General features: G+C 72.7%; 18 protein-coding genes and 4 pseudogenes. 4 read left to right on the plus strand and 18 right to left on the minus strand.

Features of this window, described 5'->3' with window-relative positions; all coding sequences use genetic code 11:
* Positions 1-29: 29 nt before the first annotated feature.
* The 18 genes and pseudogenes from O145_RS09385 to O145_RS09470 all read right to left on the minus strand — a co-directional run bounded on the left by O145_RS09385 (position 30) and on the right by O145_RS09470 (position 21063).
* Entirely contained in the window at positions 30-785 is a 756-nt protein-coding gene (locus O145_RS09385) for an ABC transporter permease (RefSeq protein WP_043562417.1), read from the minus strand.
* Positions 778-1641: pseudogene (locus O145_RS19185) on the minus strand (ATP-binding cassette domain-containing protein). Before O145_RS19185 ends, O145_RS09385 begins: the two are co-directional and overlap by 8 nt.
* Positions 1642-1756: 115 nt before the next feature.
* Positions 1757-2863, minus strand: a complete 1107-nt coding sequence (locus O145_RS09395) for a polyprenyl synthetase family protein (protein ID WP_043562418.1) — start codon at positions 2861-2863, stop codon at positions 1757-1759.
* Positions 2860-4449, minus strand: coding sequence for an NADH-quinone oxidoreductase subunit NuoN (gene nuoN, locus O145_RS09400; RefSeq protein ID WP_043562419.1), 1590 nt, complete (start codon positions 4447-4449; stop codon positions 2860-2862). The genes O145_RS09395 and nuoN overlap by 4 nt, the downstream gene beginning before the upstream one ends.
* The gene (locus tag O145_RS09405) at positions 4446-6035 is read right to left on the minus strand and encodes an NADH-quinone oxidoreductase subunit M (protein WP_043562420.1); all 1590 of its coding nucleotides are present in this window, start codon (positions 6033-6035) and stop codon (positions 4446-4448) included. The genes nuoN and O145_RS09405 overlap by 4 nt, the downstream gene beginning before the upstream one ends.
* Before the next feature lie 14 nt (positions 6036-6049).
* Positions 6050-8092 carry an NADH-quinone oxidoreductase subunit L gene (gene nuoL, locus O145_RS09410; RefSeq protein ID WP_043562421.1) on the minus strand — a complete coding sequence of 681 codons (2043 nt, stop codon included), beginning with the start codon at positions 8090-8092 and terminating at the stop codon, positions 6050-6052.
* Positions 8093-8105: 13 nt separating this feature from the next.
* Positions 8106-8411 (minus strand): NADH-quinone oxidoreductase subunit NuoK, encoded by a 306-nt coding sequence (gene nuoK / locus O145_RS09415; protein ID WP_043562422.1) that lies wholly within the window; start codon positions 8409-8411, stop codon positions 8106-8108.
* The gene (locus O145_RS09420) at positions 8408-9481 is read right to left on the minus strand and encodes an NADH-quinone oxidoreductase subunit J (protein WP_084682510.1); all 1074 of its coding nucleotides are present in this window, start codon (positions 9479-9481) and stop codon (positions 8408-8410) included. Before O145_RS09420 ends, nuoK begins: the two co-directional genes overlap by 4 nt.
* Positions 9478-10254, minus strand: a complete 777-nt coding sequence (gene nuoI, locus O145_RS09425) for an NADH-quinone oxidoreductase subunit NuoI (protein ID WP_043562423.1) — start codon at positions 10252-10254, stop codon at positions 9478-9480. The genes O145_RS09420 and nuoI overlap by 4 nt, the downstream gene beginning before the upstream one ends.
* The gene (gene nuoH, locus O145_RS09430) at positions 10247-11755 is read right to left on the minus strand and encodes an NADH-quinone oxidoreductase subunit NuoH (protein ID WP_052374926.1); all 1509 of its coding nucleotides are present in this window, start codon (positions 11753-11755) and stop codon (positions 10247-10249) included. The genes nuoI and nuoH overlap by 8 nt, the downstream gene beginning before the upstream one ends.
* Positions 11756-11769: 14 nt before the next feature.
* Positions 11770-14574 carry an NADH-quinone oxidoreductase subunit G gene (locus O145_RS09435; protein ID WP_043562424.1) on the minus strand — a complete coding sequence of 935 codons (2805 nt, stop codon included), beginning with the start codon at positions 14572-14574 and terminating at the stop codon, positions 11770-11772.
* Between the two features lie 3 nt (positions 14575-14577).
* Positions 14578-15853: pseudogene (gene nuoF, locus O145_RS09440) on the minus strand (NADH-quinone oxidoreductase subunit NuoF).
* A gap of 77 nt (positions 15854-15930) precedes the next feature.
* Positions 15931-16635, minus strand: coding sequence for an NADH-quinone oxidoreductase subunit NuoE (gene nuoE / locus O145_RS09445; protein WP_043562425.1), 705 nt, complete (start codon positions 16633-16635; stop codon positions 15931-15933).
* Positions 16635-18023, minus strand: a complete 1389-nt coding sequence (locus O145_RS09450) for an NADH-quinone oxidoreductase subunit D (RefSeq protein ID WP_043562426.1) — start codon at positions 18021-18023, stop codon at positions 16635-16637. The genes nuoE and O145_RS09450 overlap by 1 nt, the downstream gene beginning before the upstream one ends.
* On the minus strand, positions 18023-18787 hold the full coding sequence (locus O145_RS09455; protein WP_043562427.1) for an NADH-quinone oxidoreductase subunit C: 765 nt from the start codon (positions 18785-18787) through the stop codon (positions 18023-18025). The genes O145_RS09450 and O145_RS09455 overlap by 1 nt, the downstream gene beginning before the upstream one ends.
* Positions 18784-19404: a NuoB/complex I 20 kDa subunit family protein gene (locus O145_RS09460; RefSeq protein WP_084682511.1), complete on the minus strand. Its 621-nt coding sequence runs from the start codon at positions 19402-19404 to the stop codon at positions 18784-18786. The genes O145_RS09455 and O145_RS09460 overlap by 4 nt, the downstream gene beginning before the upstream one ends.
* 34 nt (positions 19405-19438) lie before the next feature.
* Positions 19439-19798, minus strand: a complete 360-nt coding sequence (ndhC, locus tag O145_RS09465) for an NADH-quinone oxidoreductase subunit A (RefSeq protein WP_043562428.1) — start codon at positions 19796-19798, stop codon at positions 19439-19441.
* The gene (locus tag O145_RS09470) at positions 19795-21063 is read right to left on the minus strand and encodes a geranylgeranyl reductase family protein (protein ID WP_043562445.1); all 1269 of its coding nucleotides are present in this window, start codon (positions 21061-21063) and stop codon (positions 19795-19797) included. Before O145_RS09470 ends, ndhC begins: the two co-directional genes overlap by 4 nt.
* Positions 21064-21583: 520 nt before the next feature.
* Here O145_RS09470 and O145_RS19745 point away from each other — a divergent pair.
* The 4 genes and pseudogenes from O145_RS19745 to O145_RS17340 all read left to right on the plus strand — a co-directional run.
* Positions 21584-21739 (plus strand): annotated as a pseudogene (locus O145_RS19745) (hypothetical protein); the annotation flags it as partial.
* Between the two features lie 172 nt (positions 21740-21911).
* Complete coding sequence (locus tag O145_RS19190) at positions 21912-22313, plus strand: hypothetical protein (protein WP_229118481.1); 402 nt, start codon at positions 21912-21914, stop codon at positions 22311-22313.
* A gap of 293 nt (positions 22314-22606) precedes the next feature.
* Complete coding sequence (locus O145_RS19195) at positions 22607-23191, plus strand: hypothetical protein (protein WP_229118482.1); 585 nt, start codon at positions 22607-22609, stop codon at positions 23189-23191.
* A gap of 427 nt (positions 23192-23618) precedes the next feature.
* Positions 23619-24831: pseudogene (locus O145_RS17340) on the plus strand (IS110 family RNA-guided transposase).
* Positions 24832-24855 lie beyond the last annotated feature (24 nt).

Below are 24855 nucleotides of genomic sequence, written 5' to 3' on the forward strand. Positions count from 1 at the left end.
TCATGGAGGGTGCCGGGCCTACCCTGCGCTCAGCCCTCGAAGGACAGGATGCGCATGCGCCGCGTGGAGGACAGGCAGGCACCGAGCACCGCGGCGAGGCAGACGACCACCACGCCCGCCGTCGTCGGCTCGACCCGCCCGGCCAGACCGTCCCGGGCCAGCTCCACGAGGTAGGTCATCGGGTTGACCGTCCCCAGGGCCCGCAGGGCGGTGGGTGCCGCGGCCAGGTCGTAGAACACCGGAGCGGCGAAGGAGACGGGCAGGACGATAACCGACAGGACGAGATCGCGTGTCTGATAGCTCTTGATGACCGCGGTGAGGCAGTAGCCGAAGCCCGTCCAGAACAGCGCGGCGGGCAGGCTGAGCAGGACGAGGAGGGGGATCTCGACCAGGCGCGCCGCCCCGAGGGCCGCGGCCACCAGGCCCAGGACGCCGGCCTGGGCGGCGACGATGAGCAGGTGCGGGGCGAAGGAGCCGAGCAGGTAGGCGCTGCCGGGCACCCCGGAGTGGAGCTTGAGGGCGGCCAGGCCCCAGCGGCGCTCGGCGACGAGCCGGGCCACCACCCGGTTGAGGCCGGAGGAGGCCTGCATGGCGGCCACTCCCGGCAGGACGAAGCGCAGGTACTCCGCGCCTCCCCCGACGGCGGAGGCCATGCCCACGGCCAGGAGCAGGAAGTAGCACAGCGGCGAGACCATGAGGGCGATCCAGCGCCTCCAGGAGCCGAGCTCCGCGGCGCCGGCCTCGATGCGGAACATGGTCGCCAGCGAGGAGATCCAGTCAGCCAAGGTCCACCTCCTTGAGAGCGACGGCGCGCAGCAGGTCGGCCATGCGCGGCGCGCTGCGCGTCACGGAGACGACGACGCCGCCCGCCCGGGCCAGGGAGTCCAGGAGCGGCGCGAGGCCGCCGTCGGAGACGTCGGCGAGGACGACGTCGCCCTCCAGGCGGGCGCCTGCGGGCGGCTGGAAGGCGGCCGGGAGGCTCCCCGGGGCGAGCTCGACCTCCCACTGGTCGGTGGCGGCCGCCGCCCGGGACAGGCCCTCGGCGGTGCCGGTGTAGAGGACGTGCCCGTGGTCGAGGACGACGACGTCGTCGATGAGTGGCTCCAGGGCGACGAAGTCGTGGGAGGAGATGAGCACGGCGGCGCCCTGGGCCGCGGCGGCGCGCAGGCGCTCGGTGAGGCGGTCCACGGAGGAGGCGTCCAGGCCCACGGTGGGCTCGTCGAGGAGCATGAGGTCGGCGCGCATGGCCAGGACGCGGGCGATCATGAGCCGCTGCTGCTGGCCGCCGGAGAGCACCTCGGGGGTCGAGTCCAGATCCACGCCGTCCAGGCCGACAGCGGAGATGGCCTCGTCCGCGGCCCTCCAGGCCTCGGCGCCGCGCAGGCCGGCCAGCCGGGCGCCGAGCCAGACATTGAGCCGGGTGGAGATGAACTAGTCGATCATGAGCCGCTGGGAGCACCAGCCCAGGCGCCCATAGCTGCGCTCCACGGCCCCTGCGGTGGGCTCCAGGACGTCGGCGAGCAGGTGGATGAGGGTGGACTTCCCGGCGCCGTTGTCACCCACGAGGCCGGCGACGCGGCCGGGCGCCAGCGTGATGCTCACGTCCTCCAGCGCCGGCCCCTCCGCCCCCGGATAGGTCATGCCCAGGCCGACGGCCCTGATCCGTGCGTCAGTGGTCACTCTGTTCCCTTCCCTCGATCTCCATCGACGTCGTGTCGTCGCCTCGACGCCGCCGGGCGCAGGCGCGTCCCGCGCCTCAGCTGGCGCGGTCCACGAGCAGTCGCGCGAACTGCTCCATGCCCTCGCGCACAAGGGCCACGCGCCGAGCCGCGTCGGCCAGGGCCGCCTCCCGCTCGGCCCCGCCCGCTCCTGCGGCGTCCAGGCGCTCGCGCGTCCCGGCCAGCACGGCGTCCTCCAGGCCCGCGAGCGCGCCCACCGCCTCACGGGCCCAGGTCATGGCCATCTCCCGCGTACGGGCCAGCACCGGGTGCAGGCGCAGCCGGGCGACGACGTCGGCGAGCACGGCGTCGTCGGCAAGGTTCCCGGTCGACAGCCGCGAGAGGATCGCCTGCCCGGCGGCGTCGAGCTCGCCCGCGGCCAGGGCCTTGCGCAGCAGGAGCACCGGCATGGTGTCCACGCCCTCGCGCAGGTCCGTCCCCGGGGTCTTGCCGGTGGTCTCGGAGTCGCCGGCGAGGTCGATGACGTCGTCGGCCAGCTGGAAGGCGACGCCGATCTTCTCGCCGAACTCCTCCACGACGCCCTCGGTGGCGGCGCCGGCGCGGGTCAGCATGGCGCCGTAGCGGGCCGACACGGCGATCAGGGAGCCGGTCTTGTCGGCCAGGACCTGGATGTAGTGGTCGACGGGGTCGGTGCCGGCCGGGCGGGGCAGGGTCTCGTGGAGCTGGCCCATGCACAGGCGCTCGAAGGTCTTGGCGTGGGCGAGCACCGCCCGCGGCCCGAGCGCCGCGACGAGCTGGGAGGCGCGCGCCACCAGCACGTCGCCGGTGAGGATCGCGGCCGAGTTGCCCCACACGGTCTGGGCGCTGGGGGCTCCGCGGCGCAGGGGCGCCTCGTCCATGACGTCGTCGTGGTAGAGCGTGGCGATGTGGGTGAGCTCGACGGCGACGCCGGCGTCGAGCACCTGCTCCCCCGCCGCCAGGGCGGTGTCGCCGAGCTGGGCGGTCAGGAGGGTCAGGACCGGCCGCAGCCGCTTGCCCCCGGCCTCGGCCAGGTGGGAGGTGGGCGGGTTGATGGTCTCGTCAGCGTTGGAGACGACCTCCAGCAGACGCGCCTCGACGGCGTCGAGGGCCGGGGTGATCCGGCCCTCGAGCTGCGGGGCGTTCAAGGGCAGCGATCCGATCACGGCAGGAGCATAGCGGCGCGGCCCAGGAGCGTGAGCACGACCTGCGGCAGCACGCCGAGCGCCACCGTGACGAAGACCGCCACGGTGATGGCGGCGCCCGACGGGCCCATCGACCCCACGACGACCACCCGGCCCTGCTCGGGCTCGCGGAAGAACATGAGGACCACCAGGCGCATGTAGAAGAACGCGGTGATGGCCGAGGAGACGACCGCGGCGATCACCAGCCACAGGGCGCCGCCGCTGATACCGGCGACGAACAGCTCGAACTTGGCGATGAAGCCCGCCGTCAGCGGGACGCCCGCGAAGGACAGCAGGAACACCGTCATGGCGCCAGCGAGCCACGGGCTGCGCCGCCCCAGGCCCGCGAAGGCCTCGAGGTCGGTGGCCTCGGCGCCCGCCGCGCCGTCGCGGCCCGCGCGCACCAGGGTGACGACGCCGAATGCGCCCACGGTGGCCGCGCCGTAGGCGAGGGCGTAGAGCAGCAGAGCGCTGATGGCGACCCCGTTGAGGGCGATGATGCCGATGAGCATGTAGCCGGCGTGCGCGATCGCCGAGTAGGCGAGCATGCGCTTGACGTCGCTCTGGACGACGCCGACGACGGTGCCCACCGCCATGGTCAGGATGGCGACGGTCCACAGGAACGGGGCCATGTCCCACCCGAAGGCGCCACCGACCAGGTAGTAGAAGCGCACGAGGGCCAGGAAGGCGGTGGCCTTGACCCCGGCGGCCATGAAGCCGGTGACCGGGGTGGGCGCGCCCTGGTAGACGTCGGGGCTCCAGGCGTGGAAGGGCGCGGCGGCGGTCTTGAACAGCAGGCCCACGGTCACCAGGGCCACGCCCGCCAGGCCGAGCCAGTCCATGTCGAGCACGCCGCCGGCCGCGAGCGCGCCGGCCACCGAGGTGTAGGACACCGAGCCGGACAGCCCGTACAGGAAGGCCGAGCCCAGCAGGAGGAAGGCCGAGGCGAAGGCTCCCAGCACGAAGTACTTCAGCGCCGCCTCCTGGCTCAGCAGCCGGCGGTGGCGGGCGGCGGCCGCCATGATGTACAGCGGCAGCGAGACCAGCTCGAGCACCACGAACAGGGCGATGAAGTTGTTGACCATGGGGAAGAGCATCATGCCGGCCAGGGAGAACAGCATGAGCGGGAAGACCTCGGTGGCCGTCCAGCCGTGGTGGAGGGACTCGGTCTCCTCCGCGCTGCCGGGGCGGTCGGCGGCCTGGGCGGCGAAGGCCCCGTCGCCGGCGGTGGTGCGGTCGGCCATGACCAGCACGGACAGCAGCCCAATGACGAGCATAATGCCCTGCGCGGCCACCGCGAAGGGGTCCTCGCTGATCCCCGAGGCCAGCACGCGCCCCGACGGCGAGACCTGGCCCGTGCCGGGGTCCTGCGGGAGGACCTGCTCCCAGCGCAGCACGAAGGCGACGCCGGAGCCGAGGATGGCCAGCACGGACAGGCCCGCCTGCACCGGCAGCCGCCCCCTGCGCGGCACGAAGGCCTCGATGAGGACGCCGAGCACGCCGGCCCCCAGGATGATGAGAACCGGGGCGAGGCCCGCCCACTCAATAGTCGGAACGGTGAAGCTCACTTGCTGGTCCCTTCCGTGACGGTGGGGGCGGGGTGCGCGCTCGCGTCGGCCGGGGCCGGCAGGGCGGCCGGCCGATCGGGGCCCGTGCTCGTGGCGGCCGCCGTCTGCTCGGCGACGCCGTCGAGAATGTCGGTGAGCACGCCCGGGACCAGGCCCAGGGCGAGCATCGCGGCGATGACGGGCACCAGGACGAGCCTCTCGCGCGCGTCCAGGTCGGCGCTGCCGACGCGCTCGGGCGCGGGCGCCCCGGTGAAGACGCGCTGGTAGGGCAGGAGCACGTAGACGGCGGCGATGACCACGCCGGCCACGGCGACGACGCCGAGGGGGACGGACCGGGAGAAGGCGCCGGTGAGCACCATCCACTCCGGGACGAATCCGCTCAGGCCCGGCAGGGCGATGGAGGCCAGGCCGGAGACCAGGAAGGTGCCGGCCACCAGCGGCATCACCCGGGCCATGCCGCCGAGCTCGCTGATGGCGACCGTGCCGGTGCGCCGGGCGAGGAAGCCGGTGGTGAGGTAGAGGCCGGCGATGGACAGCCCGTGGGCGACCATGTAGACCATGGCGCCGGTGGCGGCGACCCGGCTGCCGATGAAGATGCCCAGCACCATGAAGCCGAAGTGGCTGATCGAGGTGTAGGAGATGAGCCGGTAGAGGTTGTCCTGGCCGATGGCGGCCAGTCCCCCGTAGATGATCCCGACGACGGCCGCCACGAGCAGGACCGGGGCGGCCCAGGCGGACGCCTCGGGGAAGAGCGGCAGGACCAGGGCGATCATGCCGTAGGTGCCGATCTTGTCCAGGACGCCGATCAGGAGGACCGAGGTGCCCGGGGTGGCCTGCTCGGCGGTGTCGGGCAGCCAGGTGTGCAACGGCACCATCGGGGCCTTGATGGCGAAGGCGACCATGAAGGACGCGAAGATCCAGCGGGCCGCCGCCGGCGGGGCGGTGACGGCCCCGGCCATGGACTCGATGAGGTAGCCGGTCGGGGTGTGCGGGCCGTAGAAGTACAGGGCGACCACGCCGATGAGCATGACCAGCCCGCCGGCCAGCGAGTACAGGAGGAACTTCAGGGCGGCGCGCCGGCGGTCCGGCCCGCCGAAGCGGCCGATGAGGAAGTACACCGGGATGAGCATGGCCTCGAAGCACACGTAGAACAGGAAGACGTCGCGGGCGCTGAAGATGACGACCATGAAGGCCTCCAGCACCAGCACCAGCGCCGTGAAGGCGCCCTGGCGGTCGGCGGCCACCTCGCCCCAGCTGGCGAGCAGGACCACCGGCATGAGGAAGGCGGCCAGCAGCAGCATGGCCAGGCCGAGGCCGTTGACGCCCAGGGCCCAGGAGACGCCCAGGACGGGGATCCACGGGCGGGTCTCGGCGAGCTGGACGGTGGCGGCGCGGCCCGTGTCGAACAGGGTCAGCGCCCAGACGCCGACGCCGAGCGCGCCCAGGGAGAAGACGAGGCCGACGGCGCGCGCCAGGGCGCGCAGCGGGGGCAGGAGCCACAGGAGCAGCGCCCCGGCGAGCGGGACGAGCACCATGACGGTCAGCACGGGGGCCGGACCGGGGACGGATGCGGTAATGGGCGGCATGTGGTCGTGTCCTCTCAGAACCTGCTGGCCAGGACGGCGATGAGGGCGAGCACGGTCCCGGCGAGCATGTAGCCGGCGTAGGAGCGCACGTACCCGTTCTCGGTGCGGCGCACGAGCCGCCCGGCCCCGGCGGCGCCCTTGGCGAGGCCCTCGACGGCGCCGTCCACGACGTAGCGGTCCGAGACGGTGGCGGCGGTGACCAGGCCCTGCCCCGGGCGCATGGCCAGGCCCTCGTTGATGGCGTCCTGGTACATGTCGCGGCGCGCGGCCCGCACCAGGGCGCTGCCGGTCTGCACGACGGTGGGCACGGGGCGGCGGGCGTACACGAGCCAGGCGACGAGGACTCCTGTGAGGACCAGGGCGAGGGTGGCGCCCATAATGACCGTGGCCGGCAGCACGGGCTCGCCGTGCTCGACGTGCCCGGTGACGGGCTCCAGCCAGGTGACGAAGGCGTCGTTCATGGACAGCAGGCCGCCCAGGCCGAGCGAGAAGACCGACAGGATGATCAGCGGGGCCGTCATGAGCCACCCCGACTCGTGGGGGTGGACGGCGCCCTCGATGTCCTTGTCGGTGGTCCAGCGGGCGCGCCCGTGGAAGATCATGAAGAACAGGCGGGACATGTAGAAGGCGGTCAGGCCCGCCCCCAGCAGCGCGACCGTGCCGAGGACCCAGGGCCGGGCGCCCTCGCCGGTGAAGGCGGCCTCGATGATCCTGTCCTTGGACCAGAAGCCGGACAGGGGCGGGATCCCGAGGATGGCGAGCCAGCCGACGCCCATGGTGACCCAGGTGACCCTCATGACCCGCGCCAGGGCGCCGAAGCGGCGCATGTCGACCTGGTCTCCCATGGCGTGCATGACGCTCCCGGCGCCCAGGAAGAGCTGGGCCTTGAAGAAGCCGTGGGTCAGCAGGTGGAAGATGGCGAAGGCGTAGCCGATGGGGCCCAGGCCGGCCCCCAGCATCATGTAGCCGATCTGGCTCATGGTGGAGGCGGCCAGGACCTTCTTCATGTCGTCCTTGGCGGACCCGATGACGGCCCCCAGCACCAGGGTGATGGCGCCGACGACGGCGACGGCCAGCTGGGCTCCCGGGGCGCCCTGGAAGATGGCGCCGGAGCGCACCATGAGGTAGACGCCGGCGGTCACCATGGTGGCGGCGTGGATGAGGGCGGACACCGGCGTGGGGCCGGCCATGGCGTCGCCCAGCCATGCCTGGAGGGGGAACTGGGCGGACTTGCCGCAGGCGGCCAGCAGGAGGAAGAAGCCGATGGCGGTCAGCCAGCCGGTGGACAGCGCGCCGTACTGGGCGGCGGGCAGCACGGAGATGAAGGAGACCGAGCCGACCTGGGAGATCATGGCCATCATGGCCAGCAGGAGGCCGACGTCGCCGACGCGGTTCATGATGAAGGCCTTCTTGGCGGCCGTCGCGTTCTGCCGGCTGGTGAAGCGCACCGCCTGCGGGGCGTCGGCGTCGGCGGTGTTCCAGAAGCCGATGAGCAGGTAGGAGGCCAGCCCCACGCCCTCCCAGCCGACGAACAGGACGATGTAGGAGTCGCCCAGCACGAGGGTGAGCATGGCGGCGATGAACAGGTTCAGGTAGGCGAAGAAGCGGCGGCGGTCCCGGTCGTGGGCCATGTAGGCCACCGAGTAGACGTGGATGAGGAAGCCGACGAAGGTCACCAGCGCCACGAAGGTCAGCGACAGCGGGTCGATGCGCAGGCCGATGCGCACCTCCAGGTCCCCGGCGCCGAACCAGCGCCACAGGCTGACGACCATGGTGCGCTCGGCGGGAGGCAGGCCGAGGACCTGGGCGAGGATGCCCAGGCCCAGGCAGGCGCTGGCCAGGGAGGCGAGCAGGCCCAGCAGGTGGCCCCAGCGGTCACAGGCGCGTCCGGCCAGCAGGAGGATGGCGGCGCCGGCGGCGGGCACGGCGATCAGCAGCCAGGCCAGGGAGGCCAGGCCCGTGGCGGGGCCGACCAGGGGGGCGGGGGGCACGGCGGAGGCCGCAGGCGCGGCAGCGGGGGCCAGGGCGCCGGCGAGCACGAGAGACGGTGCGGTCATGGCGGCGGCCCCCTCAGTTCTTGAGCAGGTTCTCGTCGTCGACCGACGTGGACCTGCGGGTGCGGAAGATGGACACGACAATGCTCAGGCCCACGACCACCTCGGCGGCCGCGACGACCATGACGAAGAAGGCGAAGACCTGTCCGTTGAGGTTGCCGTGGACGCGGGAGAAGGTCACCAGGACCAGGTTGACGGCGTTGAGCATGAGCTCGACCCCCATCAGCTCGATAATGGCGTTGCGCCGCAGGAGCACCGTGAGTGCCCCGAGGGTGAAGAGCACCCCGGCGAGCACGATGTAGGCGGTGACGGGAACACTCACTTCTTCTGCTCCTCCTTCTGCCTGGGGCCCGCCTCGGAGGGGCCGGGCAACTGCTGCCCTCCCGGCCCCCCGGCCGGCTTGTCGGCCGGCTCCGTGGCGGGCTCGGTCAGCGGGTCGACGGCGACGGGCTGGTCGACGGCCGGGGCGGCCGCACCGGGCATGGCGGGCATGCCGGAGAGCCCGACGGCGGCGTCCTCGCGGGCGGTGATGGTGCCGGCGCGCTGGGCGGCCCCCATCTCCGGGGAGACCTCGGACAGCTCCAGGGCCTGGTCGCGCACGCGCAGCACGCGCGGGACCGACTCCTCCAGGGCCTCGCCGTCGGCGGCCAGGGCCGGTGCGGCGGCGGCGTTGGTGGCGGCGTAGACGCCGGGCATGGGCTTCTGGCCGGGGTGGGCGCCCTTGTCGGCGAAGGCCCGCATCCTGGCCTCCATCCGGGCGCGCTGGGTCGGGCGGGGCCGGATGCGCTGGCGGTGCGTCAGCGTCAGGGCGCCGACGGCGGCGATAATGAGCAGGACGCCGGTCAGCTCCATGGTGACGACGTGGCCGCCGAACAGCACCAGTGCGAGCTCGGAGGGGGCCGAGGGGAGCGTCGCGGCCCCGCCGCCGTCGGTGGACACCGGCACGACGGAGCGCCACACGACGACCGCCAGGATGACGGCCAGGACGGCGCCCAGGGCGGCGACGCCCCACTTGCCGGCCGGCGAGCCGGCGGTGCCCACCGGCTCCTCGCCGCCGACGCCGACCATCATGATGACGAACAGGACGAGCGTCATGACGGCGCCGGTGTAGACGACGATCTGGGTGACGCCCAGGAAGGGCGCGTCGCCGGCGATGTAGAGGACCGCCAGGCAGATCATGATGCCGATCATGTTGACGGCGGCGGACACCGCGCGCCTGGCGGTCAGCAGGCCGAGGCCGCAGGTGACGGCGACCAGGGCGACCACGGCGAACAGGATCGTCTCCCCGGTCGAGATGGTGCCGTCCGCACCCAGGGAGGCGGGCACGAGCGCGGGCCGGACGGGCAGAGCGGGCAGCCCAGGCAGCACAGGCAGCACGGTCGGGGCGGTCATGGGTGCACCGCCTCCCTGGCGGGGCTCGGGGCGGGGGCCGGCCGCGCCGAGGCCAGGGTCGGCTCGTCGGGGCGGTGCTCGCGGACCCAGTCGACCTGCGCCTGGGTGACGCCGGTGACCTCGCCGCGGTAGTAGTCGGAGTCCTCGGTCCCCTCGACCATGGGGTGGGGGGCCGCCACCGCCCCGTCGGGCACGGGGGCGAGCAGGTCCTGCTTCTCGTAGATCAGGCCGGTGCGGGTCGGCCCGACCAGCTCGTCGATCTCGTGGGTCATGGTCAGGGCGCGCGTCGGGCAGGCCTCGATGCACATGCCGCAGAAGATGCAGCGCAGGTAGTTGATCTGGTAGACGCGGCCGTAGCGCTCGCCGGGCGAGTACTGGGCGCCGGGGGCGTTGGAGGCCGCCTCGACGTAGATGGCGTCGGCCGGGCAGGCCCAGGCGCACAGCTCGCAGCCGATGCACTTCTCCAGGCCGTCGTCGTAGCGGTTGAGCTGGTGGCGCCCGTGGTAGCGCGGCATGAGGACCGGCGCCTCGAAGGGGTAGAGCTCGGTGACGGTGGGCCGGAATATCGAGGAGATGGTCACGCCGTAGCCGGCCACCGGGGCGAAGAATCGGCCCACGGGGCCGGGAAGGTCGCGCAGCCACTGGTTGTGGTCAGCGGTGCTGCCGGCACCGCCGGCACCGCCGGCACTGCCAGCACTGCCGGCACCGCTGGGGCCGTCGGGGCTCGGCCGCCCTCCCGGGGCGCGGAAGGCGTCGGGGTTCTGGTCAGTCATCGGTTCCCTCCTGGACGGTGTCGCCGGAGTCGGGGGTGGACTGGAGGCCGAGGGCCGCGAGGCCACCGACGTCCGCGGAGCCCGCATCATCAGCACCGCCGACGGCGAGCATCACAGAGCTGACAGAGCTGACAGAACTGACAGAGCTGGCGGCATCGGTGCGGACGGGCGCCTGGGCCCGCTGGGCGCGGCGCACGCGCGGGGAGACGGGCAGCTGCTGTCCGGGCAGCGGCGGGACGGGGTAGCCGCCCGCGAAGGCGTCGAGCTCCTCCCCCGGGGCGGTCACGCCGCCGGCGCCGCGAGCCGGCCCGTCGTCCTCGGACTCGGGCAGGATGAGGAGCACGAGCATGGCGACCAGGAAGACGGCCGCCAGGGTGATGAGCAGCCCGGCGGGCGAGCCGGTGAAGAAGGCGCGGTACCCCTGGAGGGCGGCCACCAGGACGAACCATCCCAGCGAGACGGGGATGAGGAACTTCCACCCCAGCTTCATGAAGTGGTCGTAGCGGATGCGCACCAGGGTGCCGCGGGTCCAGATCATGAAGAACATGACGGCCCAGACCTTGCCGATGAACCACAGCATGGGCCACCACCCGGAGTTCGCGCCCGGCCAGAAGGAGGCGATCACGAAGGAGCGCCAGCCCCCCAGGAACAGGGTCACGCACATGGCCGAGACATTGAACATGTTGATGTACTCGCCCAGGAAGTACCAGGCGAACTTCATCGAGGAGTACTCGACCATGTGGCCGGCGACGAGCTCGCCCTCCGCCTCGGGCAGGTCGAAGGGCAGGCGGTTGACCTCGCCGATCATGGAGACCACGTAGATGAGGAAGCTCGGCACCATGGCCAGGCCCCACCACAGGCGCTGCTGGGAGGAGACGATGCCGGAGGTGGACATGGTCCCGGAGGCGAGGAAGACGGTGAGGATCGACAGGCTCATGCTCAGCTCGTAGGAGATGACCTGCGCGGCCGAGCGCACCGCCCCGAAGAGCGGGTAGGTGGAGTGGGTCGACCAGCCTCCCAGGATAATGCCGTAGACGCCGAAGGCGGTGATCGCCAGGACGTAGAGGACCGCGACGGGGAAGTCGGTCAGCTGCAGGGGCGTGGAGTGGCCGAGGATGCTCACCTGCGGCCCGAAGGGGATGACCGCGTAGATCATGAAGGCGCTGAACGCCGCGATGACCGGGGCGAGGAGGTAGACGAGCTTCTCCGCGCCCCCCAGCCAGAAGTCCTCCTTCATAATGAGCTTGGCGGCGTCGGCGACCAGCTGGGGGATGCCCAGGAAGCCGTTGACGTTCGGCCCGGGGCGCGTCTGCATGCGTCCCAGGACGCGCCTCTCCGCCCAGATCGCCAGGATGACGTTGACGATGAGGAAGGCGACGATGAAGACCGCCTTGATGAGGGTCAGCCACCAGGTCTCGGCGGAGAAGTCGGCGGTCACACCGCCCTCGGCGCCGGAGGCCGTCGCCGGAGCCGTCGTCGGGACGAGGTGCAGAAGAGCCATGGTGCTGGTGGTGCTCACCGGGCCACCTCCGTGCTGCTCGGGGTGCGGATCAGGGCGCTGGTCGGGGTGCTGGGCAGGGTGCCGGTCGGGACGAGGGACAGGCGGACCCGGGAGCCGTGGCCGGCGCGGAGCGTCTGGCGGACCGTGGAGCCGGGCGAGCACTCGGGCAGCCAGACGGTGCCCGGGGCGACCCGGCCCGCGACCACCGCGGGCAGCGTGACGGCGCCGGCCGCGGTGGCGACCTCGACGCTCTCCCCGCCGCTCAGGCCCAGCCGGGCGGCGAGGTCGGCGGCGACGCGGGCGACCGGGCGCATGGCGGTGGCGGCGAGGAACGCCTCGCCGTCCTGGAGCCGGCCGGCATCGAGCATGGGCTTGTGCGTGGCCAGGACGGCGTCCAGGCCGGTCACCGTCGAGCGGCCGGAGCGGCCCGCCCGGCCCTCGGCGGGCGCGGTACCGGCCGCACCGGCCCCGGCGTCGACCGGGGAGGCGGCGGAAGGCTCGATGAAGACGACCCCGCCGCGCGCCCCGCCCCACAGGCCGAGGCCGGCGATCTGGGCGTGGAGGGCCCCCAGGTCGTCCGCGCCCAGGTCCTCGCCCATCTCGGCGGCGAGCATCCCCAGGACCTGGCGGTCGGTGCGGGCGTGCGAGACGTGGGCCTGGCCGAAGGGGCGCACGCGCCCCTCCCAGTTGACGAAGGTGCCGTTCTTCTCCTCGGCGGGGGCGACCGGCAGGACGACGTCGGCGCGCTCGGTGACCTCGCTGCGGCGCACCTCGAGCTGGACGGTGAAGCGGGAGGCCGCCAGGGCCGTCCGGGCCAGGGCGGGGTCCGGGAAGTCGCGCGGGTCGATGCCGCCGGCCACCAGGCCGCCGAGGCCGCCGTCGGCCAGCGCCGCCAGGATCCGGGTCGCGTCGCGGCCGGGCGCGTCAGGCAGGGGGGCGTGGGCGTGGACCCCGGCGGGGTCGATGCCCCAGGCGTCCTGGACCTGGCGGCGGGCGCCGTCGTCGGCGACGGGGCGGCCGCCGGGCAGGAGGAAGGGCAGCAGGCCCGCCTCGATGCCGCCGCGCTCGCCGGCGCGGCGCGGCACCCAGGCCAGGCGGGCCCCGGTGGCGGTGGCCAGGGTGTCGACGGTGGTCAGCAGCCCCGGCACGGCGGCGGCGCGCTCGCCCACCAGGATGGTGGCGCCCTCGGCCTTGAGCGCCTCGACGACGTCGGGGTGGGTCTGGGAGAGCAGGGCGATGGCGCGCGCCTCCTGGCCGGGGACGGTCAGGACGGTGGTGGCGCCGAGCTTGCGCGAGCCGTTGGTGACCAGCGGGGCGATGGCGGCCACGCGCACGCCGCCGGCGCGCACGCCCTTGCGCAGACGCAGGAACAGGGAGCCGCACTCGTCCTCGGGCTCCAGGGCCACCAGGAGGACCTGACCGGCGCTCTCCAGGGAGGAGTAGGTCACGGCGCCCATCCCCGTGCCCGCGACCCGGGCGCCCAGGAAGAGGTCCTCCTCCTCGCTGTGGTCGCGCACGCGCTGGTCGATGTCGTTGGTGCCCAGCACCTGGCGGGCGAAGCGGGACCAGGCCCAGCCGTCCTCCAGGGTGGTGCGGGCCCCGGGCAGCAGGCCGACGCCGCCGGCCTCCCGCGCCGCGGCCAGGCCCCGGGCGGCGACGTCGAGGGCGTCGGACCAGCTGGTGGGCACCAGCTCGCCGTCCTCGTCGCGCACCAGCGGGACGCGCAGGCGGTCGGGCTGGGAGGACCAGGCGAAGCCGAAGCGGTCCTTGTCGGTGATCCACTCCTCGTTGACCTCGGGGTCGCTGCCGGCCAGGCGCCGCAGGACCACGCCGCGGCGCATGTCGACCCTGATGGCGGAGCCGGAGGCGTCGTGCTCGGTGACCGAGTCGGTGGACACCAGGTCCACGGGGCGGGCCCGGAAGCGGTAGCGGGCGGACGTGAGGGCCCCCACGGGGCAGATCTGGATGATGTTGCCCGAGAAGTAGGAGGCGAAGGGGCGGCCCGAGACGTCGAGGTCCTCGCGGCCCGCCAGGTCACCGGGTCCGTAGACGGAGCCGTCGACGGCGCCGGGCTGCCCGCCCGGCCCGGCCAGGTCGGCCTCGGGGGCGAGGTAGGCCCCGCCGCGGATGGTCTCGGTGGCCAGGCCCGCCACGCCCTCGGGGTCGAAGAAGTCCAGGACGGTGGAGTCGTAGCGGCCGATCTGCTCGGAGTACAGGCCCCCGGTGATCTCGCCGCCGACGTGCCCGGCGCCGCGCCCCTGCAGGGCGATGAAGGGGTCGCCGGCGACCTGGTCGGCGAAGCGCACGCAGCGCTGGCACAGGATGCAGCGGTCGCGGTCCAGCAGGATGTTGCCGGTCAGGCGCAGGGGCTTGGGGAAGGTGCGCTTGACGTCGGTGAAGCGCGTGGCGCTCTGGGCGCCGGAGGCCATGAGCTCCAAGGCCTGGTTCTGCAGGGGGCACTCCCCGCCCTTGTCGCACACCGGGCAGTCCAGGGGGTGGTTGATCAGGAGGAACTCCATGGTGCCGGCCTGCGCCCTGGCGGCGACCTCGCTGGTGGCCTGGGTGGAGATCTCCATGCCCTCCATGGCGGTCATGGCGCACGAGGGCTGCGGCTTGGGCATGGGGCGGACCACGCCGTCGCGCCCGGGCATGGCCACCTCCACCAGGCACTGGCGGCAGTTGGCCGACGGCGCCAGCAGCGGGTGGTCGCAGAAGCGCGGGATGCGCACCCCGATCTTCTCGGCGGCACGGATGAGGAGCGTGCCCTTGGCAACCTCGACGGGGACGCCGTCGATCGTCATGTGGACCGTGTCAGTCATGTCTCACCGTGCGCTTTCAACGATTGCCGAGGCCGCGTAGGGGAAGAGCTCGTCGGCCGCGGAGGTGTACCCGGCCTCGAACTCGGCCCTGAACCGCTTGATGCCGGACAGGACCGGGGTGGCGGAGGCGTCACCGAGGGCGCAGAAGGAGCGGCCGGCGATGTTGGAGGCGATGGACTCCAGCTTCTCGACGTCCCCGGGCAGGCCCCGCCCGGCCTCCAGGCGCGCCATGATCTGGCGCATCCAGTAGGTGCCCTCCCGGCAGGGCGTGCACTTGCCGCAGGACTCGTGCTGGTAGAACTCGGTCCACCGGGCCACCACGCGCACCACGGAGACCGTCTCGTCGAAGACCTGGAGCGCGCGGGTGCCCAGCATGGAGCCGGCCGCCCCGACCGACTCGTAGTCCAGGGGGACGTCGAGCTCCTCGGGCCCGAAGATCGGGGTGGACGAGCCCCCCGGGACCCAGAACTTGAGCCGGTGTCCGGCGCGGACGCCGCCGGCCAGGTCGATGAGCTCGCGCATGGTGATGCCGAAGGGCGCCTCGAGCTGGCCGGGGTGGGCCACGTGCCCGGACACGGAGAAGATGCCGTGGCCCTTGGAGCGCTCGGTGCCCATGGATGAGTACCACTCGGGGCCGCGGGCGAGGATCCCCGGCAGGGAGGCGATGGTCTCGACGTTGTTGATGACCGTCGGGCGGGCGTACAGGCCCTGGGCCGCCGGGAAGGGGGGGCTTGAGGCGCGGGTGGCCGCGGCGGCCCTCCAGGGAGTCCAGCAGCGCGGTCTCCTCCCCGCAGATGTAGGCGCCGGCCCCGGCGTGCGCGGTGATGGCGAGCGGCTGGGCGCCGTCCAGGCCGAAGCCGGTCTCCAGGTACCCGGCCTCGCGGGCCTCGCGCACGGCGGCCAGCAGGCGGCGGTAGACGTGGGCGACCTCGCCGCGCAGGTAGACGAAGGCGTGGTCGCAGCCGATGGCCCGCGAGCAGATCGCCACGCCCTCGACGAGGGCCTGCGGGTTGGCCATGATCGTCGGGATGTCCTTGCAGGTGCCCGGCTCGGACTCGTCGGCGTTGACCACCAGGTAGCGGGCCCCGCCGTCGGGGGCGGGCAGGAAGGACCACTTCAGGCCGGTGGGGAAGCCGGCGCCGCCGCGGCCGCGCAGGTTGGAGGCCTTGACCAGGGCGACGAGCTCGTCCTGGCTCATCGTCTTGGCCCGTCTCAGGCCCCGGTAGCCGCCGTGGGCGAGGTAGGCCTTCAGGGTCCAGGAGCGGTCCCTGTCCCACATGTCGGTGACGGCGGGGGTGAGGGTGCCCGGCGCGGTGAAGGCCGGGCCGGCCTGGGCGGCGCCGCTCGCGCTGTCGGTCACTTGGTCTCCTCCTTCGGAACCGTCCAGCCGTGCTCGCGGGCGATGCGCAGGCCCAGCAGGCTCGGCTCGCCCGCGCCGACGCCCTCGTCCGCGCGGCCGTCCTCGAATCCGGCCAGGAGCCGCTCGTTGTCGCGGAAGGTCGGCAGGGTCTCGGGGCCGCGGGTAGGGGCGACGGCCTCACCGCGCTCCAGGCGGGCCACCAGCTCGACGGCGGAGGCCGGGGTCTGGTTGTCGAAGAACTCCCAGTTGACCATGACGACGGGGGCGTAGTCGCAGCCGGCGTTGCACTCCACGCGCTCCAGGCTGATGCGGCCGTCCTCGCTGGTCTCGTCGTTGCCCAGGCCGGTGTGCTCGCTCACGGCCCGCCAGACCTCGTCGCCGCCCATGACGGCGCACAGGGCGTTGGTGCACACCCCCACGTGGTAGTCCCCGGCGGGGTGGCGGCGGAACTGGCTGTAGAAGGTGGCGACGGCGCTGACTTCCGAGCGCGTCAGGCCCAGCTTCTCGGCGCACAGGGCGATGCCGCGCGGGGAGACGTAGCCGTCGACGCTCTGGATGAGGTGCAGCATGGGGATCAGGGCGCTGCGCTCGTGGCCCGCGGGGTAGCGGGAGGTGATCTGCTCGATCTCGGCGTCCAGGCGGGCGCCGAGATCGGGGTCGTAGCCGGCGGCGGTCGCACGGGTGTTCTCGGTGGTGCTCATCAGCGGTCCACGCCTCCCAGGACGGGGTCGATGGAGGCCAGGGAGGGGACCAGGTCGGCGATCATGCCGCCCTCGCCCATCATGGCCAGCGACTGCAGGTTGGAGAAGGAGGGGTCGCGGAAGTGGACCCGGTAGGGGCGGGTGCCGCCGTCGGAGACGGCGTGGACGCCCAGGACTCCCTTGGCGTGCTCCACGGTCTGGTAGACCTGCCCGGCGGGGACGCGGAAGCCCTGGGTGACCAGCTTGAAGTGGTGGATGAGGGACTCCATGGAGGTGCCCATGATCTCGCGCACGTGGTCCAGGGACTGGCCCTGGCCGTCGGTGGCGATGGCCATGCGGGCGGGCCAGGCGATGGTGGGGTCGGCCACCATGGTCGTGTTGGAGGGGTCGTCGCCCCGCTCGGCGATCTCGTCGAGGCGGTCCACGCACTGGGAGACGATCTTCAGGGACTGGTAGCACTCGTCGAAGCGCACGGCCAGGCGGTTGTAGCAGTCGGAGCGGTCGTAGACGGGGATGTCGAAGTCGTAGGTCTCGTAGCCGCAGTAGGGCGTGATCCGGCGCATGTCCAGCGGGTACCCGGCGGCGCGCACGCACGGCCCGGTCAGGCCCATGGCCATGGCGGCGGCCAGGCTGACCTCGCCCACGCCGACGAAGCGGGACTTCAGGATCGGGTTCTCCATGAGGAGGGACTCGAGCTCGCCGATGTCGTTCTTGATGTTCGGCATGACCGAGCGCACGAAGTCGGTCAGGCCCGTGGGGATGTCCTGGGCCAGGCCGCCGGGGCGGACGTAGGCGTGGTTCATGCGCAGCCCGGAGACCATCTCGAAGGCGCGCAGGATGTTCTCGCGGCAGCGGAAGGAGATGGTCATGAGCGTGGTGCCGCCCATCTCGTTGCCGCCGGAGCCGATGGCGACGGCGTGGGAGGCGATGCGGTTGAGCTCCATGAGGAGCACGCGCATGACCGAGGCCTTCTCGGGGATGTCGTCGGTGATGCCGAGCAGCTTCTCCACGGCCAGGGCGTAGCCGACCTCCTGGAAGAAGGGGGCCACGTAGTCCATGCGGGTCACGAAGGTCTCGCCCTGGACCCAGGTGCGGTACTCCATGTTCTTCTCGATGCCCGTGTGCAGGTAGCCGGTGCCCACGCGGACCTCGGTGACGGTCTCGCCGTCGACCTCCAGGACCAGGCGCAGCACGCCGTGGGTGGAGGGGTGGACGGGCCCCATGTTGAGCACGATGCGGTCGTGGCGGAGACGGTCGTCCTCGTCGCGCGCGGCGATGGCGGCGACGACGTCGTCCCAGTCGCCGCCGGCCAGCGTGTACTGGGGGGCGCCGTCGGCGATGTCGTCGGTGGCCGGCCCGGCGGCGCGGAAGGTGCTTGCGGGGCTCATCAGCGGTACGACCTCCGGGTGTCGGCGGGCGGGGTGGCGGCCCCCTTGTACTCCACGGGGATGCCGCCCAGCGGGTAGTCCTTGCGCTGGGGGTGGCCCACCCAGTCGTCGGGCATGGCCGAGCGGGTGAGGTTGGGGTGGCCGTCGAAGACGATGCCCATGAGGTCCCAGGTCTCGCGCTCGTGCCAGTCGTCGCCGGGGTAGACCGGCACGATCGAGGGCACGTGCGGGTCGGTGGCGGGGCAGGCGACCTCCAGGCGCAGCTGGCGCCCGCCGTGGGTCAGGCTCACCAGCTCGAAGCAGGCGTGCAGCTCGCGGCCGGCGTCGCCGGGGTAGTGGACGCCGCTGACGCCCAGGCACAGCTCGAAGCGCAGGTCCTGGTCGTCGCGCAGGGGGCGCACGACGTCGAGGAGGTGCTCGCGGGCGATGAACAGGGTGAGCTCGTCGTGCTCGACGGCGACCTTCTCAATGGCCTCGGCCGGCTCGACCCCGGCATCGGCCAGGTCCTCGACGAGGGCGTCGACGACGCCGTCGAACCAGGAGCCGTAGGGGCGCGCCGCGGCCGGGGCGAGGGTGACCACGGTGCGGTGGCGGCCGTAGCCGGTGGTGTCCCCGGCGTCGGCGGCGCCGAACTGGCCGGAGTGGGCGGAGACGACCTCGGCGACCAGCTCGGGGCGCACCGGGCGGCCGGGCACGACCTCGGGGACGGCGGCGACCGGCTCGATGTCGCCGCCGGTGTCGGGGGAGGCGGTGTTCTCACTCATGCGAGCCGGCCCTTCATCTCGGAGACGGGGGTGGCGGCCAGGGCGGCGGCCTCGACGGCGCGCGCGATCTCCTCGCGGTGCCTGAAGATGGGGCGGCGCTCGATCTGGCGGGTGAGCTCGAGCATGGCGTTCAGGAGCATCTCGGGGCGCGGCGGGCAGCCGGGCAGGTAGATGTCGACCGGGACGATGTGGTCGCACCCCTGGACGATGGCGTAGTTGTTGAACACGCCGCCGGAGGAGGCGCAGGCCCCCATGGAGATGACCCACTTGGGCTCGGGCATGGAGTCGTAGACGTTGCGGACGATGGGTGCCATCTTGTGGGAGACGCGGCCCGAGACGATCATGACGTCGGCGTGGCGCGGGGAGGCGCGGAAGACCTCCCAGCCGAAGCGGGCCATGTCGAAGCGGGGGGTGCCGGTGCCCATCATCTCGATGGCGCAGCAGGCCAGGCCCATGGTCACCGGCCACAGGGAGCGGGCCTGGGCCAGGCCGGTGAGCCGCTCGACGCTGGTGATCAGGAACCCGGGGCCGTCCACGGACTGCTCGGCGGCGAGCTGGAGGTCATCCCGCTTGGAGGGGACGTGGAGCATCTTCTCGTTGTAGTCGCGCATGTTCATGGTGTGCCTGCCTTACCTGCCCGTCCCGCGCCCGTCAGTCCCAGTCCAGCCCGCCGCGGCGCCACTCCAGGACGTAGGGCACCGTGATCAGGGCGATGAAGATGAGGGCGGCGCTCAGCCCGAACAGCCCCAGGCGCGCGAAGGCCGTGGCCCAGGGGTAGAGGAAGACGACCTCGACGTCGAAGATGATGAAGGTCATGCCCACCAGGTAGAAGGCGATGGGGAAGCGCCCGGTCTCGGTGTTGGTGGGCGTGGGGTCGATGCCGCACTCGTAGTTGGCGACCTTGACCCTGTTGCGCTTGTTGGGGCTCACGATCGCGGACAGGATGAGGCCGCCGGCGGCCACGACCAGGGCCATCGCCGCCATAATGAGCAGGGAGACGTAGGGGTTCATGCTGCTGGCACCATTCTCGTCAGGAGCTGGATGAAGTGGTCGATCGCGTCGCCTCCGCGGCGCTCCCAACCGTCGGACAGGAGCTTGGCCACGAGCCTCATGAGGTGCTTGCGGCCCAGGCCGTAGCGGGTGCACACGCGCATGACCTCGGGGTGCTCGATGAGGGCCACGAAGACCCGGCCGAGGGTGTAGTAGCCGCCCATCTCGGCCTCCAGGGCGGCGGGGTACTGCCCCAGGGCTCTCTCGCGGCCGACGGCGGTGGAGCGGGCGGCGGCCTGCGCGGCGGCCTCGGCGGCCAGGCGCCCGGACATGAGGGCCTGGGCGATGCCCTCGCCGTTGAAGGGCGAGACCATGCCGCCGGCGTCGCCGAGCAGCATGAGGCCGTCGGCGTAGTGGGGTTTGCGGTTGAAGGCCATGGGCAGGGCGGCGGAGGCCAGGCGCCCGACCCGGTTGTCCGGGGTGAAGGCCCAGGAGGCGGGGACGGAGGCCACCCAGCGGTTGAAGACGGCGCGGTAGTCGACCCTGGTGGTCGCGGCGCGCGAGGACACCGAGCCCAGCCCGACGTTAACCAGCCCGTCGCCGACGCTCCACAGCCACCCGTAGCCGGGCAGGAGGGCGGAGCGGTTCGCCGGGCCGTCCCACAGCTCCAGGCGGGACTCCATCCAGGCGTCGGCCGCCCGCGGGGAGCGGAAGTAGGCGCGCACGGCCACGCCCAGCGGCCTGCGCTCGTCCTTGCGCCGGCCGACGGCGGTGGCCAGGCGGGCCGAGACGCCGCCGGCGTCGATGACCAGGGGGGCGCGCAGGGTGGCGGGGCGGGGGATCCCGGGGCGGGCGACGCGGGTGGTCGGCCTGGTCTCGACGCCGACGACGCGTCCGGCGGCGGTTGTGGCCGGGCCGGTGGCGGTGACGCCGGTCAGCAGGCGGGCCCCGGCGGCGGCGGCGTGCTCGGCCAGGTCCCGGTCGAGGTCGGTGCGTCGGCGCGCCAGCCCGTAGGAGGGCAGGGAGGCCTGCTCGGGCCAGGGGATGTGGAGGCGGTGCCCGCCCCCGATGACGCGCAGGCCCTTGTTGCGCTGCCAGGTCGAGGTGTCCACGCCCATGCGGACGAGCTCGCGCACGGCCGAGGGGGTCAGGCCGTCGCCGCAGACCTTGTCGCGGCCGAGCTCGTGCCTCTCGACCACGATGACGTCCAGGCCGCAGGTGGCCAGGTGGTAGGCGGCCGACGAGCCGGCCGGGCCCGCGCCGACCACGACGACGTCGGCGCTCAGGTCCTCGGCGCCTGCGCCGCCGCCGGGGCCGCCCGTGGGGGCGGTGCGCCTGCCGTCCCGGTCAGTCACCGCGTCCCCTTTCCTCTCATGCCGAACAGCCCTCTGGGTAGGAAGGCCTAGGCCGACTCTACCGAGACTGCGACCGGAGCCCGAGCCCCGGTGGAGCCCCCGTTGCGCAGGGAAGCCTTTCCGCGCCATGGCGTCAGCGAGCGCGCCCGCGCCCCCGCGGTCCCGGACGAGGAATGAAACCAATTAGGCCCTTCTTCCCTTGCGAAATACTGTGCGCACCGGGCCGGCGCTCCCCGGGGAGTACCGGGGGTCCCCGAGGAGCGTGACCTTGCTGTGACCTTCCTGCTGGCGCTGCCGGTGGTCCCCCGGCCGGCGGCCGCCATGGTGCCGGGGCTGTTCGCCGCCATGGCTCCGGTGATCATGACGGGGCTCGCGCGCACCCGGCACAGCGAGCCGGCGGGCCGTGAGCGCCGTGTACGGAGCGGGGATCTGGTGCGCCTTCGCGGTGGCCGTGGTCACCAGGAGGGTGGGCGGGCTGGGTGGGCTATCGCCGAAGGACGACGGCGCCTCCATCGCCCTGGCGGCCTTCATCGAGGAGCCGGGCAAGCTGATCCCGTTGGCGGTGGTCGCCCTGAGGGCGCCGGAGCGCGCGCGGCGCTCCGCCGCAGCCGGCTGGGCGCTGCTGGGGTACGCGGCCGGGCTCGGTTTCACGGTGGCGGAGGACATCTGTCTGCCGCCTTCGGCAGCCGGGCCTGCTGGAGGCCCTCCTGGGCGGGTCCGGGCTCTCCTGCTCCCCGAACCCGTGGACGCTGGGCAGCTACGCGGACTGGGGCGGGGCCGTGACGGTGGGCCACCGGGTGCGCACCATGATCGTGGCCGTGGCGGTGGGCCTGGGGATCGCCCTGTGGCGGGTCGGCACGGTGCGGGCCGGGGCCCCCTTCGGCGCGGCACGACGGGTGACGGCCCTGGTCCCGCCTGTGCTGGCGATGGCGCAGGTGAGCGCCGACCACGCGGGGTGGAACGCCTGCGGGTCCGCCCTCGGCTGGATGGACAACGACGCCGAGGGCATCCCGTGGTGGGTCCGTCCGCTGTGGCTGGTCGGCGGGCGGGGCGCCCTGGCGGTCCCGGTCTCGGTGGCGCTGCTGGGGTGCTGCCTGCTGGTGGACGACTACCGGCGCGGAGGCGCGAGAGAACGCGGTCTGCCCCTGCCCGAGGCCCGGCGGTGCGCCTGCCGGTGCTGACCGGCGCTCCCGGCCCTCTGCAGGCGGTGTCGATTGCGGTGCTGGCCCCTGGTGCAGTTCGCCTGGAGCGACCTGGTGGTGGACTGGTCGGCCTACGGGAACCGTCGCCGGGGCGTGCCGGCGGCGATGCGGCGGGGCCGGGCGACCGCGGCCCAGGTGCTGGCCGTGCGGGCCGTGCGGGCCGATACCATGGGCGCCGTCACCCCGGGCCGTGAGCCGAGGACGCGCCTGCTGTTCCGTCTGGGCGCCCTGGTCGCGACGACGGCGGGGCTGCTGTGGGTCGTGTACGGGCTGTGGGCGGGCATGAGCACTGGCGGGCATTGGGCGTCAAGGGCGGCAGCGTGTTCTTCGCCGGTCTTCTTGAGGGGCTGGCCCAGTGGTGGGACGGCCTGGGCTGGGCGGGCCAGGTCCTCATGATCGCCCTGGGGGTCATGCTCATAGTCATGCTCATAATGGTGTTGGGCGGGTCCTTCGCCCTGGCCATGGGCGCCACCGGCGTGATGGCCTGGGGGCTGTCGCACGGGCGGGGGCTGGCCGCCCTGGTGCGCGACCCGAGGAATGCTGTCATGGGTTACGTCACCACTGTCACCCCGGGCCGGCTCTGTCTTGACGTGCTGGACCTGCTGACCTTCATACCCGGCAGCGCGTTCGGGCGGGCGGGCCGCTGGACGGCGGGGGCTCCCGCCTCCGCGCTCGCCGAGGCGCGCGCTATGAGGGCCTCCACCGACTTCACCGAGCAGCAGGTCCACTTCGCCGCCCATGCCCAGGTCACCACGCGGGCCGCCGAGGCCAGGCCGGAGCAGCCGGCCAACAGGTACGGGTGCGCGGCGTCGGCCTTCACGCGGGAGAGAGAGTTGATAAAACGCTCCGTAAACTGAGCAGGCCGGGATCAGGAGTGAGCAAACGGGACCTCAAGGAATTAGAGCGCGTTGCGGATGCGGTGTCTAACGGTCACAGCGACGTGAGGCGTCTGGCGGAGTACGCCGGTGAGCGGGGCGGGGAGCAGATGCTGAACCGAGAGGGCCGCCACATCCCGGAGGCCTTTCACTCGGTCCAGCCCCGTTACCTTGTTGGTGGTCGCGGGGAGAAGCCTCGCGGCTGGGCCGGCGACGGCCGGCATGATGTCTTGCCCCTGTCTATCGAATGATCCGGGGGGCGAGAGTCACCGGCCGTCGTACGGCGACGTGTGACCGCTGATAAGGGGAATGACCCACCACCTGATACTGGTGGCGAGGTCTTTCGTAACGTGGGTGCGGGGCTCGTCGTCAGCAGCCGGCCCCGTCCCGCGGAGCGAAGGAGCGTGTCATGCAGGTGGACGACATCGGCGTCTTCATCGGTATCGACGTCGGTAAGAGCGAGCACTGGGCCACAGCCCTGGACCGGGACGGGCGGAGAATCCATGACAGGGCCCTACCCAGTGACGAGTCCCGTCTACGGGACCTGTACAAGCATCTGGCGGAGCACGGCCGTGTGCTGGTGGTCGTGGATCAACCCGCGACCATCGGGGCCCTGGCTGTCGCGGTGGCCCAGGATATGGGTGTCACAGTGGGCTACCTGCCGGGACTGTCGATGCGCCGCATCGCAGACTTGAGCCCAGGAAACGCCAAGACCGACGCCCGTGACGCAGCCGTGATCGCCCAGGCCGCCCGCACCATGCCTCACACCCTGAGAGCTATCAGCACCTCGGATGAGGACACTGCAGCCCTGGGCGTGCTGACTGGTTTCGACCTGGACCTGGCACGCCAGGACGGGCCAGACCGCCAACCGCATTCGGGGCTTGTACACCCAGATCCACCCCGCCCTCGAGACTGTCCTGGGATCCCTCTTGGAGCACGACGCCATCTTGGAGGCCATAGCGGCCCGACGCCGCCCCCACCGCACTGAAGAAGGCCGGCAAGGCACGCACCGGTGCCAGGCTGAACAAGCACGGAGCCCGCCGCCGTGCCGTCTGGGCCCAGCAGGTCTGCGATGCCCTGGACAAGCAGACCGTGACGGTGGCAGGCACTGATGCCGCCGGGGCGGTCCTGCCCCACCTGGCCCGCCGGCTCATCGCCTTGCACGCCCAAAGGGCTGATATCGCCGGCCGTGTCGAGGCCCTGGTGGAGGCCCACCCTCTCTTGCCCGGTCCTGGCCTCCATGCCCGGCATCGGGGTCCCGGCCGCCGCCGTCCTCCTGGCCGAGACCCTGGGCAAGACCCCCGCCACCGGGGCCCAGCCGGCCTCCTACGCCGGCCTGGCACCGGTGACCAGGAGGCCGGGGTCCTCGATCAAGGGCGAGAGGCGTCTCCCACGCCGGAAACAAAAGACTCAAGAGAGCCATGTTCGGCTCCGCCTTCGCCTCCCTCAGATCCGACCCCATCAGCCGCGCCTGCTACCAGCGCAAACGAGACCAAGGCAAACGTCCGGGCCAAGCCGTCCTCGCCCTGGCCCACCGCCGCATCCCGACCCTGAACGCCATGATCCGAGACGGAGCCCTCTACGACCCCCAACCAGCAGCACAGCTACCCACCACCGCTTGACACACCACATAGGAGCACCCCCCG

The sequence above is a fragment of the Actinomyces israelii DSM 43320 genome (genome assembly GCF_000711965.1).
Classification (GTDB): Bacteria; Actinomycetota; Actinomycetes; order Actinomycetales; family Actinomycetaceae; genus Actinomyces; species Actinomyces israelii.